The sequence below is a fragment of the Rhizobium leguminosarum genome, assembly GCF_001679785.1.
Taxonomy (GTDB): domain Bacteria; phylum Pseudomonadota; class Alphaproteobacteria; order Rhizobiales; family Rhizobiaceae; genus Rhizobium; species Rhizobium leguminosarum_R.
Genome location: NZ_CP016286.1, coordinates 3,818,861 through 3,835,514 on the forward strand (window position 1 = coordinate 3,818,861; position 16,654 = coordinate 3,835,514).

Annotated in this window: 20 protein-coding genes; 13 read left to right on the forward strand and 7 right to left on the reverse strand. The window is 60.8% G+C overall.

Annotated elements, in window-relative coordinates:
* Positions 1-3: 3 nt before the first annotated feature.
* The 3 genes from mtaB to BA011_RS18740 form a co-directional block, all read right to left on the reverse strand.
* Positions 4-1,278, reverse strand: a complete 1,275-nt coding sequence (mtaB, locus tag BA011_RS18730; protein ID WP_065281559.1) for a tRNA (N(6)-L-threonylcarbamoyladenosine(37)-C(2))-methylthiotransferase MtaB — start codon at positions 1,276-1,278, stop codon at positions 4-6.
* Positions 1,275-2,180 (reverse strand): diaminopimelate epimerase, encoded by a 906-nt coding sequence (dapF, locus tag BA011_RS18735; RefSeq protein ID WP_065281560.1) that lies wholly within the window; start codon positions 2,178-2,180, stop codon positions 1,275-1,277. The genes mtaB and dapF overlap by 4 nt, the downstream gene beginning before the upstream one ends.
* A gap of 118 nt (positions 2,181-2,298) precedes the next feature.
* Positions 2,299-2,523 (reverse strand): hypothetical protein, encoded by a 225-nt coding sequence (locus tag BA011_RS18740; RefSeq protein WP_017962453.1) that lies wholly within the window; start codon positions 2,521-2,523, stop codon positions 2,299-2,301.
* A 492-nt stretch (positions 2,524-3,015) separates the two neighbouring features.
* Here BA011_RS18740 and ffh point away from each other — a divergent pair, with 492 nt between their 5' ends.
* The 11 genes from ffh (at position 3,016) to leuC (ending at position 11,865) form a co-directional block, all read left to right on the forward strand.
* The gene (gene ffh, locus BA011_RS18745; protein ID WP_065281561.1) at positions 3,016-4,602 is read left to right on the forward strand and encodes a signal recognition particle protein; all 1,587 of its coding nucleotides are present in this window, start codon (positions 3,016-3,018) and stop codon (positions 4,600-4,602) included.
* 16 nt (positions 4,603-4,618) lie between these two features.
* Positions 4,619-4,939 carry a chorismate mutase gene (locus tag BA011_RS18750; RefSeq protein ID WP_011427149.1) on the forward strand — a complete coding sequence of 107 codons (321 nt, stop codon included), beginning with the start codon at positions 4,619-4,621 and terminating at the stop codon, positions 4,937-4,939.
* A 48-nt stretch (positions 4,940-4,987) separates the two neighbouring features.
* Complete coding sequence (gene rpsP, locus BA011_RS18755) at positions 4,988-5,359, forward strand: 30S ribosomal protein S16 (RefSeq protein WP_012759371.1); 372 nt, start codon at positions 4,988-4,990, stop codon at positions 5,357-5,359.
* 112 nt (positions 5,360-5,471) lie between these two features.
* Entirely contained in the window at positions 5,472-6,041 is a 570-nt protein-coding gene (gene rimM, locus BA011_RS18760; protein WP_026158926.1) for a ribosome maturation factor RimM, read from the forward strand.
* The gene (trmD, locus tag BA011_RS18765) at positions 6,041-6,772 is read left to right on the forward strand and encodes a tRNA (guanosine(37)-N1)-methyltransferase TrmD (protein ID WP_032987707.1); all 732 of its coding nucleotides are present in this window, start codon (positions 6,041-6,043) and stop codon (positions 6,770-6,772) included. Before rimM ends, trmD begins: the two co-directional genes overlap by 1 nt.
* 286 nt (positions 6,773-7,058) lie before the next feature.
* Positions 7,059-7,598 (forward strand): 50S ribosomal protein L19, encoded by a 540-nt coding sequence (gene rplS / locus BA011_RS18770; RefSeq protein WP_065281562.1) that lies wholly within the window; start codon positions 7,059-7,061, stop codon positions 7,596-7,598.
* Between the two features lie 144 nt (positions 7,599-7,742).
* Entirely contained in the window at positions 7,743-8,540 is a 798-nt protein-coding gene (locus BA011_RS18775) for a transporter substrate-binding domain-containing protein (protein WP_065281563.1), read from the forward strand.
* 16 nt (positions 8,541-8,556) lie between these two features.
* Complete coding sequence (locus tag BA011_RS18780; protein ID WP_065281564.1) at positions 8,557-9,369, forward strand: amino acid ABC transporter permease; 813 nt, start codon at positions 8,557-8,559, stop codon at positions 9,367-9,369.
* A 71-nt stretch (positions 9,370-9,440) separates the two neighbouring features.
* A complete protein-coding gene (locus tag BA011_RS18785) occupies positions 9,441-9,803 on the forward strand; it encodes a hypothetical protein (protein WP_065281565.1) in 363 nt (120 codons plus the stop codon).
* A gap of 11 nt (positions 9,804-9,814) precedes the next feature.
* The gene (locus tag BA011_RS41800; RefSeq protein ID WP_151343497.1) at positions 9,815-10,153 is read left to right on the forward strand and encodes a hypothetical protein; all 339 of its coding nucleotides are present in this window, start codon (positions 9,815-9,817) and stop codon (positions 10,151-10,153) included.
* 302 nt (positions 10,154-10,455) lie between these two features.
* Positions 10,456-11,865 (forward strand): 3-isopropylmalate dehydratase large subunit, encoded by a 1,410-nt coding sequence (gene leuC, locus BA011_RS18790; protein ID WP_020052055.1) that lies wholly within the window; start codon positions 10,456-10,458, stop codon positions 11,863-11,865.
* 156 nt (positions 11,866-12,021) lie between these two features.
* On the opposite strand, the gene BA011_RS18795 is transcribed toward leuC, so the two are convergent.
* Both BA011_RS18795 and BA011_RS18800 read right to left on the reverse strand, forming a co-directional pair.
* On the reverse strand, positions 12,022-12,852 hold the full coding sequence (locus BA011_RS18795) for an aldo/keto reductase (protein WP_065281566.1): 831 nt from the start codon (positions 12,850-12,852) through the stop codon (positions 12,022-12,024).
* 132 nt (positions 12,853-12,984) lie between these two features.
* Positions 12,985-13,506 (reverse strand): L,D-transpeptidase family protein, encoded by a 522-nt coding sequence (locus tag BA011_RS18800; RefSeq protein ID WP_065281567.1) that lies wholly within the window; start codon positions 13,504-13,506, stop codon positions 12,985-12,987.
* Between the two features lie 167 nt (positions 13,507-13,673).
* On the opposite strand from BA011_RS18800, the gene BA011_RS18805 reads away from it, so the two are divergent.
* A complete protein-coding gene (locus BA011_RS18805) occupies positions 13,674-14,357 on the forward strand; it encodes a response regulator transcription factor (RefSeq protein ID WP_065281568.1) in 684 nt (227 codons plus the stop codon).
* Between the two features lie 112 nt (positions 14,358-14,469).
* A complete protein-coding gene (locus BA011_RS18810; protein WP_011653915.1) occupies positions 14,470-14,925 on the forward strand; it encodes a cyclic nucleotide-binding domain-containing protein in 456 nt (151 codons plus the stop codon).
* A 47-nt stretch (positions 14,926-14,972) separates the two neighbouring features.
* On the opposite strand, the gene BA011_RS18815 is transcribed toward BA011_RS18810, so the two are convergent.
* Both BA011_RS18815 and BA011_RS18820 read right to left on the reverse strand, forming a co-directional pair.
* Complete coding sequence (locus tag BA011_RS18815; protein WP_065282594.1) at positions 14,973-15,776, reverse strand: exodeoxyribonuclease III; 804 nt, start codon at positions 15,774-15,776, stop codon at positions 14,973-14,975.
* Between the two features lie 100 nt (positions 15,777-15,876).
* The gene (locus BA011_RS18820) at positions 15,877-16,545 is read right to left on the reverse strand and encodes an outer membrane lipoprotein carrier protein LolA (protein ID WP_065281569.1); all 669 of its coding nucleotides are present in this window, start codon (positions 16,543-16,545) and stop codon (positions 15,877-15,879) included.
* Positions 16,546-16,654 lie beyond the last annotated feature (109 nt).

Here is a 16,654-nt window from a genome sequence, read left to right on the forward strand (position 1 = left end):
AAGTCAGGCCGCTGCTGCGGCCGTCAATTGCATGTCGAGATGCTTGCCATTGTGGCCGGTGATCGTGACCGGCACAAGTTCACCGGGACGAAGGCCGGGGGCAGCGACCAGCGTGAAGTTCTCCGTATGCGCCAGGCCGTTGTTTTCAACAAGCAGCCATTGCCGGGTTCCGATCATCCCATCGAGATGGGATTGATGCAGCATATGTCCAGCGGCGCGTAGCCTTGCGGCGCGATCCTTGACCAGCGACCGGTCGAGCTGCGGCATGCGGGCGGCCGGTGTGCCGGGACGCGGACTGTAGGGGAAGACATGCAGATGGGCGATGCCAGCCTCTTCGGCCAGCCTCACGGCATTCTCGAACATCTCTTCGGTTTCGGTGGGAAAGCCGGCAATCATATCGGCGCCGAAGCTCATCTCGGGGCGGAGGCGGCGCGCATCCTCGATGAAACGCAACGCATCGGCGCGTAAATGCCGGCGCTTCATGCGCTTCAGGATCATGTCGTCGCCATGCTGCAGCGACAGATGCAGATGCGGCATGAAACGTGGCTCGTCGGCAATCAGATCCATCAGGTGGGCGTCGGCCTCGATGCTGTCGATCGAGGAAAGCCTGAGCCGGCGGATATCGGGGATCTGCTTCAGCAACGTCTTCGCCAACAGCCCGAGCGTCGGGGCGCCCGGCAGATCGCTGCCATAGCTGGTGGCATCGACCCCGGTCAGCACGATCTCGCGATAACCGCCGTCGACGAGATTGCGGGCCTGATCGACGACGGCTCCCATCGGCACCGAGCGGGAATTGCCGCGGCCATAGGGAATGATGCAGAAGGTGCAGCGATGGTCGCAACCATTCTGCACCTGGATGAACGCACGCACATGGCCGTCGATGTGCCTGACCATCTGCGGCGCCGTCGCCTTGACGCTCATGATGTCGTTGACCCGCAGCTTCTCTTCGGCCGAAACGCCGAAATCCGGCAGGCTGCGATAGGAGGCGCTCGTCAGCTTCTCCTCGTTGCCGAGCACGGCATCGACCTCCGCCATCGCGGCGAAGGTCTGCTTTTCCGTCTGCGCGGCGCAGCCGGTGACGATGATGCGGGCATGCGGATTGTCGCGCCGTGCCCGGCGGATCGCCTGGCGGGCCTGGCGCACGGCCTCGCCGGTCACGGCACAGGTATTGACCAGGATGGCGTTGTTGAGCCCGGCCTTCTCAGCCTGCGCCTTCATCACCTCGGATTCATATGTGTTGAGGCGGCAGCCGAAGGTAATGACCTCGATGCCGCTCACTGCGCCTCCGCCTCTCGGATACCATCGCGCGCCCAGAGACCGGTCGACGGATCGAGCCTGCCCGACCATTCCCATTCGGCCGGGCCGGTCATGATGACATGATCGTCGCGCTCGCGCCATTCGATGGAAAGCGTGGCCGGCGGCTTGGCGCTTGCCACATTGATCGTCACCGTGCGGCCGGTGCGGCCGGTGCGCGCGGCACTGACGGCAGCAGAACAGGCAGCCGAGCCGCAGGCAAGCGTCAGTCCCGCGCCGCGCTCCCAGGTGCGCGTCGTCACCGATGTCGGCGACGTCACCTGCGCCAGCGTGATATTGGCGCGCTCGGGAAACATCGGATGGTTTTCGAGCAGCGGTCCGAAGCGGGCGAGATCATAGGACATCACGTCCCTGTCCACCCAGAAGATTGCATGCGGATTGCCCATCGACATCGCCGACGGCGAATGCAGCACCGGCTTGTCGATCGGGCCGATCTGCAACTCGATGCGGCTGGTGTCGTGGAATTCTTCCGCCAGCGGGATCCTGTCCCAATCGAACACCGGCCGGCCCATATCGACCGAGATCGTCCCGTCCTCGTGCTCGACGGCGTTGAGGATGCCGGCGACCGTCTGGAAGGTAAAGGCCTTCCGGCCGGTCTCGGCGGCAAGCGCCTGCACGACGCAGCGCGTGCCGTTGCCGCAGGCCTGCGCCTTCGAGCCATCGGAATTCAGGATATCGATGAAGGCATCGGTGCCGTCGGCCTTCGGATCATGGATCGCCATGATCTGATCGAACTCAGTCTGCGGATCGGCATTGAGCGCGACCGCCGCCGCCGGCGTCACCTTGTCCGGCCGGCCGCGCATGTCGACCACCAGGATCTTGTTGCCAAGCCCGTTCATCCTCGCAAATTCGACCGTTGCGCTCATGGGTATCATTCCGTCTGTCTTTCCGGTGTATATGGCGGAAATGCGAAGGAATTACCAGTGGGTGAGTGCCGGGCAGACGTTGCGGCCCGCTGACCCCTTCGAGGCAGCAGTTCGACTTTTACCGCTGTGCACCGTCAGGATCGAAAGACGCAGCATGGGCTTCGACAATGGCTGCGGTGATGACCTTTCTCAGCTCGTAGACCAGCGAGCGGGACCGCTTGCGATCCAGATCCTGTGCCGCCTTCGCAAGATTCAGGCCTTCATTCAGGACAATATGATGGGCCCGCGCCAGCGCCCAGCTCTCAATATCAGCATTTAGCATTCGATATCTCCGCCGATTCATTCGGCATCAAGGATATTCACGAATCATTTTACAGGACGCACTTAAGTAGAAAGTAGAATCATAAGCAGAATAATTTGCAACTGGCATTGACAGCGAATTCGGCCGCCGGGGTAGCAATATTTATCGGCAAACCTGAAACCCTGGCAGATTGCGCAAGCCAATACATCACATTGTTTGAATATGTACTTTCGCCGCAACCACTGAATGAAACACTGCCGCTCTCTTTTCAAACGGCTTCTTAGAAGTCGGTCATGCGGTCATTTGTCCGCATTGCCTTGACTTTCGCGCGGCTTTCCTGTTTATCGCGCCCAATCCGCGACGAGCCACATGACTCCGAGCCGCCGACCGGGACTTAGAGATCCCGGAGGTCAACACCCGACAGCGCGATGCGCCCTCGGGTGCTTTTTGGCTTTGCGTCTTGTTTTCGTCAAGGAAAAGCACGACGTTTCCGGGCAGGTAAGAACCCGCCCGAAACGTATCAAGGAAGAGCCGATGTTTGAAAACCTCCAGGACCGTCTTGGATCCATTCTGAATGGACTGACAGGCCGTGGCGCGCTTTCGGAAGCCGATGTTTCCGCAGCGCTGCGCGAGGTTCGCCGTGCGTTGCTGGAGGCCGACGTCGCGCTCGACGTCGTGCGTTCCTTCACCGACCGCGTGCGTGAAAAGGCCGTCGGCGCCGAGATCCTGAAGTCGATCAAGCCCGGCCAGATGGTCGTCAAGATCGTGCATGACGAACTGATCGAGATGCTGGGCGGCGAAGGGGTCGGCATCGATCTGCATGCACCGGCGCCCGTCGTCGTCATGATGGTCGGCCTGCAGGGCTCCGGCAAGACGACGACGTCGGCGAAGATTGCCCATCGCCTGTCGACGCGCGAGAAGAAGAAGGTGCTGATGGCGTCGCTCGACACGCGCCGTCCGGCAGCCCAGGAGCAGCTTCGCCAGCTCGGCGCGCAGGCCAATATCGACACGCTGCCGATCATATCGGGCCAGTCGCCGACCGATATCGCCGCCCGCGCCGTGCAGGCGGCCAAGCTTGGCGGCCATGACGTCGTCATCCTCGATACCGCCGGCCGCACGCATATCGACGAGCCCCTGATGGTCGAGATGGCCGACATCAAGAAGCGGTCGAACCCGCATGAAATCCTGCTGGTCGCCGACAGCCTCACCGGCCAGGACGCCGTCAACCTCGCCCGCAGTTTCGACGAACGCGTCGGCATCACCGGTCTGGTGCTGACCCGCATGGACGGCGATGGCCGCGGCGGCGCCGCCCTTTCGATGCGTGCCGTCACCGGCAAGCCGATCAAGCTGATCGGCGTCGGCGAGAAGATGAGCGAGCTGGAGGAATTCCATCCCCGCCGCATCGCCGACCGCATCCTCGGCATGGGCGACATCGTCTCGCTCGTCGAGCGCGCGTCCGAAAACATCGACGCCGAGAAGGCGGCCGCCATGGCCGCCAAGATGGCCAAGGGCAAGTTCGACCTCGACGACCTGGCCGACCAGCTGCGCCAGATGCAGAAGATGGGCGGCATGGGCGGCATCATGGGGATGATGCCCGGCATGGCCGGCATGAAGGACAAGATGGCCGCAGCCGGCCTCGACGATAAGCTTTTCGGTCGCCAGATCGCCATCATCCAGTCGATGACCAAGGCCGAGCGCACCAATCCCGACCTGCTCAAGCATTCGCGCAAGAAGCGCATCGCCGCCGGCTCCGGCACCGATGCCGCCGCCATCAACAAGCTTCTGAAGATGCACCGCCAGATGGCGGACATGATGAAGATGATGGGCGGCAAGGGCAAAGGCGGCATGATGAAGCAGATGATGGGCGGCCTTGCCGGCAAGATGGGGCTCGGCGGCGGCATGGGCGGCATGGGTGGCGGCATGCCCGATCTTTCGAATATCGATCCCCGGCAGCTCGAGGCCTTGCAGAAGCAGGCGGAAGCGGCGGGGCTTGGAAAACCGGGTGGGGGCATGCCCGGTCTCGGCGGTCTGCCGGGTGGTTTGTCGGGCCTCGGCGGCGCCAAGCTGCCGGGACTTGGCGGTGGTTTCCCGGGATTGCCCGGATTGCCGAAGAAGAAGTGAAAGGATCGCTTGCCCCATGATTGATCCAGACGTCAAAGCCCAGCTCGCGAGCTATCGTCAGTCGATCGACAATATCGATGCCGCTCTCGTGCACATGCTGGCCGAACGCTTCCGCTGCACCAAAGAGGTCGGCGTGCTGAAGGCCAAATACAATTTGCCGCCGGCCGACCCGGCGCGCGAGGAATACCAGATCGAACGCCTTCGCCAGCTGGCGAAAGCCGCCAATCTGGACCCGGATTTCGCCGAGAAGTTCCTGAACTTCGTCATCAAGGAAGTCATCCGGCATCATGAGCAGATCGCTGCGGATCACGCTGAACAGAGCGCTGCAGCCCGATAACCGTACCGCTCAAGAAAGCGGTCAAGAAAAGCCCAAGGAGTAAAGAACATGGCACTAAAAATTCGTCTCGCCCGCGGTGGTTCCAAGAAGCGCCCGTATTACCACGTCGTTCTCGCCGATGCGCGCAGCCCGCGTGACGGCCGCTTCCTCGAAAACCTCGGTTCCTGGAACCCGATGCTTGCCAAGGATGACGAGAAGCGCGTTCAGCTGAACGCCGAGCGCATCAAGCACTGGATCGAACACGGCGCCCAGCCGACCGACCGCGTTCTGCGTTTCCTCGATGAGGCCGGCGTTGCCAAGCGCGAAGTCAAGAACAACCCGGTCAAGGCAAAGCCCGGCAAGCGCGCCCAGGAACGCGCCGCCGAAAAGGCTCAGAAGGTCACCGACGCCGCCGCTGCTGCTGCAGACGCCGCGGAATAATCGCGATATCCCTTAGAGCGGGCGGCATGGCGACATGCCGCCCGTTTTCGTTTCCAATCGCACGCACTTCGTTTATGAGAAACCTGTCTTTCGGCTTCACATGAAGGAACCCATGACAAAGCTTGAAAACCCCGTTCTGATGGCGACGATCGGTGGCGCGCAAGGCCTTCGGGGCGAGGTGCGCGCCAAGGCCTATACGGCCGATCCCGGCGCGCTTGGCGACTATGGCCATCTGCACAGCATGGACGGCCGCAGCTTCGAAGTCCTCGAAATCCGCGAGATGAAGAATGTCGTCGTCGTCCGTTTCCGCGGCGTCAACGACCGCAATGCCGCCGAGGCCCTGAACGGGCTTGAGCTCTATATCGAGCGGGACAACCTGCCGGACGAGGAGCTGGACGAAGACGAGTTCTACTATGCCGATCTCGAAGGGCTCGAAGCGCGCGACGACAAGGGTGTCAGCTATGGCACCGTCACCGGCGTCTTCGATTTCGGCGCTGGCGACCTCTTGGAACTTAAAGGTCCGGGCAAACGTCCGGTGCTGATCCCCTTCTCGGAAGCCTCGGTGCTGGAGATCGACCTCGAGGCCGGCACGCTGCTGATCGATCCGCTGGCGGCGGGGCTGGTCGACGATCCCGAAGAGCTTTCGAAATTCACTCCCGACAAGCCGAAAAAGAAGAAGTAATGGCTTTCCGGGCGAGCGTGCTGACACTTTATCCGGAAATGTTTCCGGGGCATCTGGGCTTCTCGCTGGCCGGCAAGGCGATGGAGCGGGGGCAATGGTCGCTGGACACGGTTCAGATCCGCGACTTCGCCACCGACAGACACCGCACCGTCGACGACACCCCGGCCGGCGGCGGCGCCGGGATGGTGCTGAAGGCCGACGTTCTTGCACGTGCGATCGACAGCGCCTCAGAAAACGATACCCGCCCGCGGCTGCTGATGAGCCCGCGCGGCCGGCCGCTGACGCAGGAGCGTGTGCGCGAGCTAGCGGCGGGTGACGGCGTCATCATCGTCTGCGGCCGCTTCGAGGGCGTCGACCAGCGGGTGATCGAGGCGCGCGGACTGGAAGAGGTCTCGATCGGCGACTACGTCCTATCGGGCGGCGAGCCGGCGGCGCTGATCGTGCTCGATGCGATTATCCGCATCCTGCCCGGTGTCATGGGCAACGATCTTTCCGGCCTGCACGAAAGTTTCGAAGGCGGACTGCTGGAACACCCGCATTATACCCGGCCGCAGGAATGGGAAGGCCGCGAAATCCCCGCGATCCTCACCTCGGGCAACCACGGCGCCATCGAAAAATGGCGGCATCAGGAAGCGGTGCGGCTGACGCGGGAGCGGCGGCCGGATCTGCTCGAAAAGGCTGGTGCATCGCCCGGAAAATCGGGATCGAATTTCGGAAAGCACGATGCATAGATTCAAAGTGTCACAGCGTCCTTTGCGCGTCTGAAAAGGTGCGCGGCGCTGTAAAGTGAGAAAAACGGCTGATTTCGCAGCCCTTTTCACAAAAATGCCGTCCAAGGGATGACAAGCCCTGGCCTTTCGTGTATTGGCGCACGCGGAAATGGGGTTTATCCCCGTCTGCCAGCAAACAAAGAATGGCGAATCCGCTCCCGCCCTTGACGGGCAAAGTCCTGAGGCCAGTTCCGAAGGATCAGTGTTGAGCGCTCTGGCTGTTTCAGAAGAACCAAAGGTTAAGACGATGAACATCATTCAGCAGCTTGAGGCCGAACAGGCCGCCAAGATCGAAGCCAAGCGCACGCTTCCCGAATTTTCGCCGGGCGACACCGTCCGCGTCAACGTGAAGGTCACGGAAGGCACCCGTACCCGCGTTCAGGCCTATGAAGGCGTCTGCATCGCCCGCTCCGGCGGCGGCCTGCAGGAAAACTTCACGGTCCGCAAGATCTCCTACGGCGAAGGCGTCGAGCGCGTATTCCCGATCTACTCGCCGATGATCGAAAGCGTCGACGTCGTTCGCCGCGGTAAGGTCCGTCGCGCCAAGCTCTATTACCTGCGCGACCGTCGCGGCAAGTCTGCCCGTATCGTTGAAGACACCGGCGTCCGCGCCCGCAAGCTCAACGACGCCGAGCGCGCCGCCATTGCCGAGGAAAAGGCACGCATCGAAGCTGAAAAGGTTGCAGCAGCCCAGGCGCTCGCCGCCGAGAAGGCAGCAGCAGAAGCTGCGGAAGCCAAGGCCGCTGCGGAAAAGGCCGCCGCTGCAGCGGAACCGGCAGCAGAATAAGATCTGCGCCACGCAAAATTCTTTTGCTTGGAAAGGCGGCCTTCGGGTCGCCTTTTCTATTTTTTGCGCGGGCACGCAGTGGCGGCCTTGCCTCGGGCCTATCTTCCGTGACAGTTTTTGCCGTTCAATTTGGGGAACCGTTCAATGTTGTTTCGTCGTACCGTTCTTGCGAGCTTCGCCGCCCTTGCTCTTCTACCCCTCGCCGCATCGGCGGCCGAGCTGCCCGATCTCGACGGCAAGAGCGTCGTCGTCGTCACCGAGAATGCCTATCCGCCGCTGCAATTCGTCGATCCGAAATCCGGCAAGGCGATCGGCTGGGAATATGATGCGATGAACGAGATCGCCAAGCGGCTGAATGTCAAGGTCGAATACCAGAACACCAGCTGGGACGCGATGATCCAGGCGGTGTCCGACGGCCAGTACAACATCGGCATGACCGGCATCACCATCAAGGATGACCGCAAGCAGAAGGTGGATTTCTCCGATCCCTATATGCGCTCGCAGCAATTCATGCTGGTGCGCGGCGATGAGAAGCGCTTCACCGACGCCAAGTCCTTCGGCGAATTCAAGGACGGCCTGGTCGGCGCGCAGCCCGGCACCACGCCCTTCTACACCGCAGTCTACGAAGTGCTTGATGGCAACGAGCAGAACCCGCGCATCAAGCTCTTCGAAACCTTCGGCGCCACCGTCCAGGCGCTCAAGGCCGGCGACGTCGACGTCGTGCTGACCGACGGCACCGCCGGCAAGGGTTATGTCGATGCCTCGAACGGCGCCCTCAAGCTGATCGGCGAACCGCTCGGCACCGAAGATTTCGGCTTCATCTTCCCGAAGGGGTCCGAGCTCGTCGCCCCTGTCAACGCCGCCATCGCCGCACTCAAGGCCGACGGCACGCTGGATGGGCTGAACAAGAAGTGGTTCCTCGACTACAAGATGGGCGAATGACGCCGAGCAACTGCTGATGGCCCTGCGACCATCTCCAGACAGACACGTCAAGGACGACTATCCCTGGTGGCTGGTCGCCCTCGTCACGATCGGCATCGTCCTTGCCGCCGTCATCGTCGCCAACGATATCTATGCCCAGGTCTTCCGCACCGTCGTCAACGGTGTCGGCGTCACTGTCTTCGTCACGCTGGTCGCCTTCGTGCTCGCCACCGTGCTTGGCCTCGGCATCTGCCTGCTCGGCATGGCCGACAGCCAGGTGTTGCGTCAGATCGCGCGATTCTACATCGAGATCATCCGCGGCATACCGATCCTCGTGCTGCTGTTCTACGTCGCCTTCGTCGGCGCGCCGGCTCTGGTCGCAGCCTATAATTTCCTGATTTCGCCGCTGGTGACATCCGGCGTGACCGAGCCCATTCTGGTGCGCGACCTGTCGCTGATGTGGCGGGCGATCATCGCGCTGACGGTCGGTTATTCCTCCTTCATCGCCGAAATCTTCCGGGCCGGTTTCCAATCGGTCGATCTCGGCCAGATCGAGGCGGCCAAGGCGCTTGGCCTGTCGCGCTACCGGCGCTTTCGCTCCGTCGTCTTCCCGCAGGCGATCCGGGTGATCTTCCCGCCCCTCTCCAATGATTTCGTCTCGATGGTGAAGGACAGCTCGCTCGTCTCGGTGCTCGGCGTCGCCGACATCACCCAGATGGGCAAGGTCTATGCCGCCGGCTCCTTCCGCTTCTTCGAGACCTATTCGATCGTCACCTATATCTATCTGATCCTGACGATCGGCCTGTCGCTGGCGCTGCGGCGGACGGAGAAATGGATGAAGTCGCGGTGAATGCATCAACTTTTTGCTTGCATTTCCCCAAGAGCAATTTTTAGGTTGCATAAATCTTGGAGCATTTTTGAATGACAGCGCCCATCTCCCTTTTCTTGGCGGCCTTTGTTCTTATCAGCACGATATCATTTTCGACCAAGGCTGCCGAACTGCCCGTCTTCCAGGGTTACTGTGAAGAAGTGTCGCAACATCCGATCAAGCCCGCCCAGCGTTTCCTTGCCTATATGCAATGCAATAATTTCGAAAATCGCTTCAAGGAGCAATTGCAGAAACATTGGTTCCTGGTCACCGACGATGACATGAAAATCTGTATGAAATACAAGGGAACCAAGAACGAAACGAAATCATATCAGCAGCTTATGGGCTGTCTTTCGCAGGCTGTCGGCGAAAAATGCTATTCGGGAAAGCTGACCTGTCGCGGAAAAACGCTATGAGAATATCATTCTTGGAATTTTCGGTCGCGTCGCTTCTTTTGGTAACCGTTGTTGCAACACCGAATTCTCTGCAAGCGGCAGAGTTGCCTGAATATGACGGCTCGTTCTGTGTCCGGCTAACCTCAAAGATGCTGAATGCGGATGAAAAAAACGTCGAGACAAACAAGTGTCTTCAGGATGAAGCCGACGCAAAGAAAAAGCTCGCTGAGCACTGGGCGATCGTCTCGGAAAAATCACTTACTTACTGCCGCACTTTAGGCCAGGGATCTTATCGACCACTCCTACGCTGCTTGGCAAGCAATGTCGGCTATCGTTGCTTTCAAGACGAACTAAGCTGTAATTGGAATTGAGGCCGACAGTTCGCCTGAGAAATATTCGACTCTGTCACCCGCTCTATCCATTGGCCCATGTGACTTTGCAGAACATTGCCCAGGCGGCGGAAAGTTGGTATATGCAGGCCATGGAATCCAAGTTCAGATGCATTGGTGCGCATATTTTCGTGCTGCAGGACCATTATCGCCTGCCGGCACGGTTTTTTGCGTGCGTGTCTGGTGCGCTCAACAGCCGACTTCGTTGATCGAATGACGGCCGGCGGAGCCTGATCCGCCATTTCTCGATTTTCCAAAAGCTTTAGAAAAACGGACTTACCGCCATGAGCGCACCGCGTACCCTCTACGACAAGATCTGGGACGATCATCTGGTCGACGAACAGGCAGACGGAACCTGTCTTCTCTACATCGACCGCCACCTGGTCCACGAAGTGACTTCGCCGCAGGCGTTCGAAGGCCTGCGCATGACCGGCCGCAAGGTTCGCGCGCCGGAAAAGACGCTCGCCGTCGTCGACCATAACGTTCCGACCTCGCCCGACCGCCATCTCGGCATCAAGAACGAGGAAAGCCGCATCCAGGTGGAAGCGCTGGCGACCAATGCCGCCGAATTCGGCGTCGAATATTATTCGGCAAGCGACAAGCGCCAGGGCATCGTCCACATCGTCGGTCCGGAACAGGGCTTCACCCTGCCCGGTATGACCATCGTCTGCGGCGACAGCCACACCTCGACGCATGGCGCTTTCGGCGCGCTGGCGCACGGCATCGGCACCTCCGAGGTCGAGCATGTGCTGGCGACCCAGACGCTGATCCAGAAGAAGGCAAAGAACATGCTGGTGCGGGTCGACGGCGTGCTTCCGCCGCATGTTACCGCCAAGGACATCATCCTTGCCATCATCGGCGAGATCGGCACGGCCGGCGGCACCGGCCACGTCATCGAATTTGCCGGCGAAGCGATCCGCGCGCTGTCGATGGAAGGCCGCATGACCATCTGCAACATGACGATCGAAGGCGGCGCTCGCGCCGGCCTGATCGCCCCTGACGAAAAGACCTTCGAATATATCAAGGGCAAGCCGCGCGCGCCGAAGGGCGAGGCGCTGGAACAGGCGATCGCCTACTGGAAGACGCTGCAGACCGACGAGGGCGCTCATTACGACCGCGTCGTCGTGCTCGACGCCGCCAGCCTGCCGCCGATCGTTTCCTGGGGCTCCTCGCCCGAGGATGTCATCTCGGTCCAGGGCATCGTTCCGAACCCGGACGACATTCCGGACGAAACCAAGCGCACCTCCAAGTGGCGCGCGCTTGACTATATGGGCCTGAAGCCGGGCACGAAGATGACCGATATCACGCTCGACCGCGTCTTCATCGGCTCCTGCACCAACGGCCGCATCGAGGATCTGCGCGAAGTCGCCAAGGTCGTCGAAGGCAAGACGGTTGCCCCAACTGTCGACGCGATGATCGTGCCGGGCTCCGGCCTCGTCAAGGAACAGGCGGAAGCCGAAGGTCTCGACAAGATCTTCAAGGCCGCCGGTTTCGACTGGCGCGAGCCGGGCTGCTCCATGTGCCTTGCGATGAACGACGACCGCCTGAAGCCGGGCGAACGCTGCGCTTCGACCTCGAACCGCAACTTCGAAGGCCGCCAGGGCTTCAAGGGCCGCACGCACCTCGTCTCGCCGGCAATGGCCGCTGCAGCCGCTATCGCCGGTCACTTCGTCGATATCCGCGAGTGGAACTGATCCGTCAAAACAGATGACAATCAAAAGCCCACCGATGCCGCTGCGCATCGGTGGGCTTCACATTTTATGCCGCCCGCCCTCGGTCGTCTTTTACAACGGACACCGCAGGCGGTCTTTTGCGGGACGACCTTGGCTTGGCGATAATCGAGACGACGATCAGAAGGTTGCCGTCATCGGATCAGGCCCCATGCGGGCGTTTGCGTTGTCGAGCTTGGCGATCGCGGCCATATCATCGGCGTCGAGCTTGAAGTCGAACACCTGGAAATTCTCCTCGATACGCGACGGCGTCACCGATTTCGGGATGACGACGAGGCCGGTGTCGATGTGCCAGCGAATAATGACCTGAGCCGGTGTCTTCTGATGTTTTTTGGCGATCGCGCCGATATCGGCGTTCGAGATGAACTTGCCCTGGCCGAGCGGGCTCCAGGATTCGGTGGCGATGTCCAGTTTTTTGTGAACCTCCTGCGCCGCCTTCTGTTGGAAATCGGGATGCAGCTCGATCTGGTTGATGGCGGGAACGACGCCGGTTTCGCCGATGATGCGCTCGAGATGTTCAGGATTGAAATTCGACACGCCGATCGAGCGGGCGCGGCCCTCTTCCCGGATGCGGACGAAAGCCTTCCAGGTCTCCGTATAAAGGCCGCGATGCGGCGACGGCCAATGAATGAGATAGAGGTCGACATATTCGGAGCCGAGCTTCTTCAGGCTGCCGTCAAAGGCGCGCAACGTATTGTCGTAGCCTTGATCGGTATTCCTGAGCTTGGTGGTGACGAAGATGTCCTTGCGGTCGAGGCCGGAAGAGCGGATGCCTTCGCCGACGCCCTCTTCGTTGTCGTAGCCGGAAGCCGTATCGATATGACGATAGCCGGCGGCGATCGCCGTGCGCACGGTGGGAGCGGCAATATCCTGCGGCGTCTGCCAGACACCGAGGCCGACTTGGGGAATGGAATGTCCGTCATGGAAAGTAATGATGGGTTGAGCGGTCACAATCTATCTCCGGGAGCTTGGAAGAATTGGACGAGGCATGAATTGCGCCCGCGCTTGCGGACGTCCCAGAACGCATTTCAGCCGGAGCGTTCGGTCACCGGAAGCATATAGGCGGCCGCATCCGGAAGACAATCAGACGACGCGGACAATCGTTCCCTTTCGAAGGTGGGGCAACAGGCGGCGCATGTCGCGCAGGCTCACCGCCACGCAGCCCGCCGTCGGCTCGTAGCCCGGCCGAATGAGATGGAAGAAGATCGCCGAGCCGCGATTGCGCGCACGCGAGGAGATGTTCCAGTCCATCACCAGGCAGATATCGTAGAGCCCGTCGCTGCGCCGCATTTCCTCGTGACTTGCACTGAACGGCGCCCTGACGAGGCGGTTGTAGCTGGCACTGTCAGACTGATCGCACCAAAGCATGTCGGGGCGGATGCTGCGGATGGGCAGTGGAGTGACGAGCCGGCCGTTCCGCTCGCCGCGCCGGAAGCCTGATATCAGCTTCATCGAAGCGATCGGCGTGGCGCCGTCGCCCTCGCGTTTCATCACTGTGCGGCCGGAGCGGCCGATCGCAGCAGGCACGGTGATGGTGCCGAGCCGGACGATCGCCCGGCTCTTGCGCCCCGGCGCAGGACGCACCACCATCGTCGACGGCGTCATACCCCGCCTCTGCCTTGCTTTTTCCATTTTTCTCGCATGTCGTGCCTTGTCTGGGGCTTCGATTGAAATCATATCAAAACCGACCCGGCAACAGCCCGCTGCCCGATCCTTGCCAAACCAGGAATTTGGCGTAGGACTAGGGAACTTAACATGAGGACGCAAACGGCATGACCGCACGCACCATTCTTCTGGTGGATGACGACAATGACCTTCGGCAGACGCTGACGGAGCAATTGTCGCTGTATGAGGAATTCACGGTTCTGCAGGAAGCCAATGCCGGCAAGGGTGTCGCGACCGCCCGTTCGATGCCGATCGACCTGCTGATCATGGATGTCGGCCTGCCCGATATGGACGGCCGCGAGGCGGTGAAGCTGCTGCGCAAGGGTGGTTTCAAGGCGTCGATCATCATGCTGACCGGCCACGATACCGATTCGGACACAATCCTCGGCCTCGAAGCCGGCGCCAACGACTATGTCACCAAACCTTTCCGCTTCGCCGTGCTGCTCGCCCGCATCCGCGTGCAGCTGCGCCAGCATGAGCAGAGCGAGGACGCGACCTTCACTGTCGGCCCCTACCTCTTCAAGCCGAGCCAGAAGCTCCTGACCACCGATAACGGCCAGAAGATCCGGCTTACGGAAAAGGAAGCGGCGATCATCCGCTATCTCTACCGCGCCGAACAGAAGGTTGTTACCCGCGACGTGTTGCTTGAAGAGGTCTGGGGCTATAATTCCGGCGTGACGACGCATACGCTGGAAACCCACGTCTATCGCCTGCGCCAGAAGATCGAGCGAGATCCCTCCAATGCCGAAATCCTCGTCACGGAAAACGGCGGCTACAAGATCATACCCTAGTATTTCCGTTTTTCTCCGAATGACGGAAATGCCTATCTCTTTGTTTTCACGTAATTCCGGACGCAGAACCGGACGCACTTCTGCTGGAATTTCTCTAAGGCGAAAAGCCCGCATGGCGCTGACCGACGACATCCACATGCTCGCGCAGCTTCCTCTGTTCAAGGACATGAACGAGGATCAGCTGCGGTTGATCGCCTTCGGCGCCGACCGGCGCATGATCGCTGCCGGCCAGATGCTGTTTCGCCAGGGCTCGCCCGCCGAGAGCGCCTATGTCATCCTCAGCGGCAGCCTGGAGCTGAGCGCGACGAGCAACGACGGTATGCAGAGGACAGAGGGGATCGCCGGCCCCGGCACCCTGGTTTCCGAGCTGGCGCTGGTGACGCTGGTGGAGCGCAAGTTCACCGCGGTAGCGCGCGAGGACACCAGCATCATCCGCATCACCCGCGCCCTCTTCCACCGGCTGATCGAGGAATATCCTGACGCAGCCCGGCTGATCGAGAACCGCATCCGCGACAATCTTGCCGAACTCGCGGCAAAGGCCGCAAGCCAGTTCTACCGCTTCAGCTGATCCCAGTTCGCGATAAGGATCCCTGCGCTTCGACGAAGCTGCACCGCTTAGAAATCGAAATGTGCCGTCACCGGTACGTGGTCGGAGGGCCGGTCCCAGCCGCGCGCCTCCTTCAGGATTTCTATCCGCTTCAGATGCGGCCCGAGATCCGACGACGACCATATATGGTCGAGACGGCGGCCGCGATCGGCGGCTTCCCAGTCCTTGGCGCGGTAGCTCCACCAAGTGTAGAGTTTCTCGCTTTCAGGCACATGCTGGCGCATCAGATCGAGCCAGGCACCGCGCTTCATCACCTCGAGCAGCCCCTCGGTTTCGACAGGCGTATGGCTGACGATCTTCAGAAGCTGCTTGTGCGACCAGACGTCATGCTCCAGCGGCGCGATGTTGAGGTCACCGACGAGGATGGCTGAGGTATTGGCCTCGCCATCGGCTTTCAGCAGCTTCATCTCCTCGATGAAATCGAGCTTGTGGCCGAATTTCGGATTGATCGTGCGATCCGGCTCGTCGCCGCCGGCAGGGACATAGAAATTGTGCAGCCGAACGCGGCGATTGCCGTGCTCGAAGATCGCCGAGATGTGGCGCGCATCGCCGACGCCGCAAAAATCCTGCCGGTGATCCTCGGTCAACGGAATGCGCGAGGCGATCGCCACGCCGTGATAGCCCTTCTGGCCATGGATGATGATGTGATTGTAGCCCATCGCCCGGAGCGGTGCCGCGGGAAACAGATCGTTCGTCACCTTGGTTTCCTGCAGGCAAAGGATATCGGGCCTGTACTTGAGAACGAGCTGCTCGACGATGGGCATGCGTAGCCGCACCGAATTTATGTTCCAGGTGGTGATCGAAAAACCCATGCCCATACCCCTTCACGCTTTCATGAAAGGGCTTTAAAACAAAGGCGGACGCGAGGGAACCGGCCGCTTGTAAAAGGAGCGGCCGATCAACCGAAAAGGTTCAATCGCGCGATTGAGGCGTGCCTGGAATGGTCTCATAGGGCACGCGGAAGACGCGATCGTCGAACTGCATGCCGGTTTTGACGTTGAAGATCATCACCGAGGTGTCCTTGCCCTGATTGTCGGTGATCGTCCACTGACGCAGGTCGTAGGTCTTCGGGTCGAACATCATGGTAATGGTCGAGTTTCCGAACACCGTATTGTTGCCGAGTGCGATCGTCGTCAGGTCAGACTCTTCCTTCACGCCCTTCACCATGCCGGCCGACAGATCGATGCGCTGCGCCAGGAGCAGGCTGAGCGGGGTCTTGGACAGCGGATAGAGATCCCAGGTCTTGAGCTTCATATTGCCGATGGCGACGTTCCTGCCGTCGGCGATCACCCGCATCGGCGACGGATCATCATAGTTGAAGCGCAGCTTGCCGGGGCGCTGGATGAAGAACTTGCCGCCGGTCTGTTCGCCGCGCGGGCCGAACTGCACGAATTCGCCCTGCATCGTCGTGACGCCGGAAAAATGATCGGCGATCGCCTGCGCCGTGCCGGAGGCGGGAGCTGCCGCCTGCGCATAAGCGCCAAGGGGAATGGCGCTCGCTATCGCAGCGACTGCAAAGGCGCGGAGAAGGTCGCGGCGCGTTACCGTCAGGCCGGAGAGGAAGGTATCGGAGTGACTCATCTAAATCTCCTTTATGCGATCTGCATGCTGCCGAAAGGCGGCGTCTTCAAGGCGTTGCGATCGGCCTGCGAGAGGTAACGGCTTCGATGCTATCAGGTTTCCGCAAAAG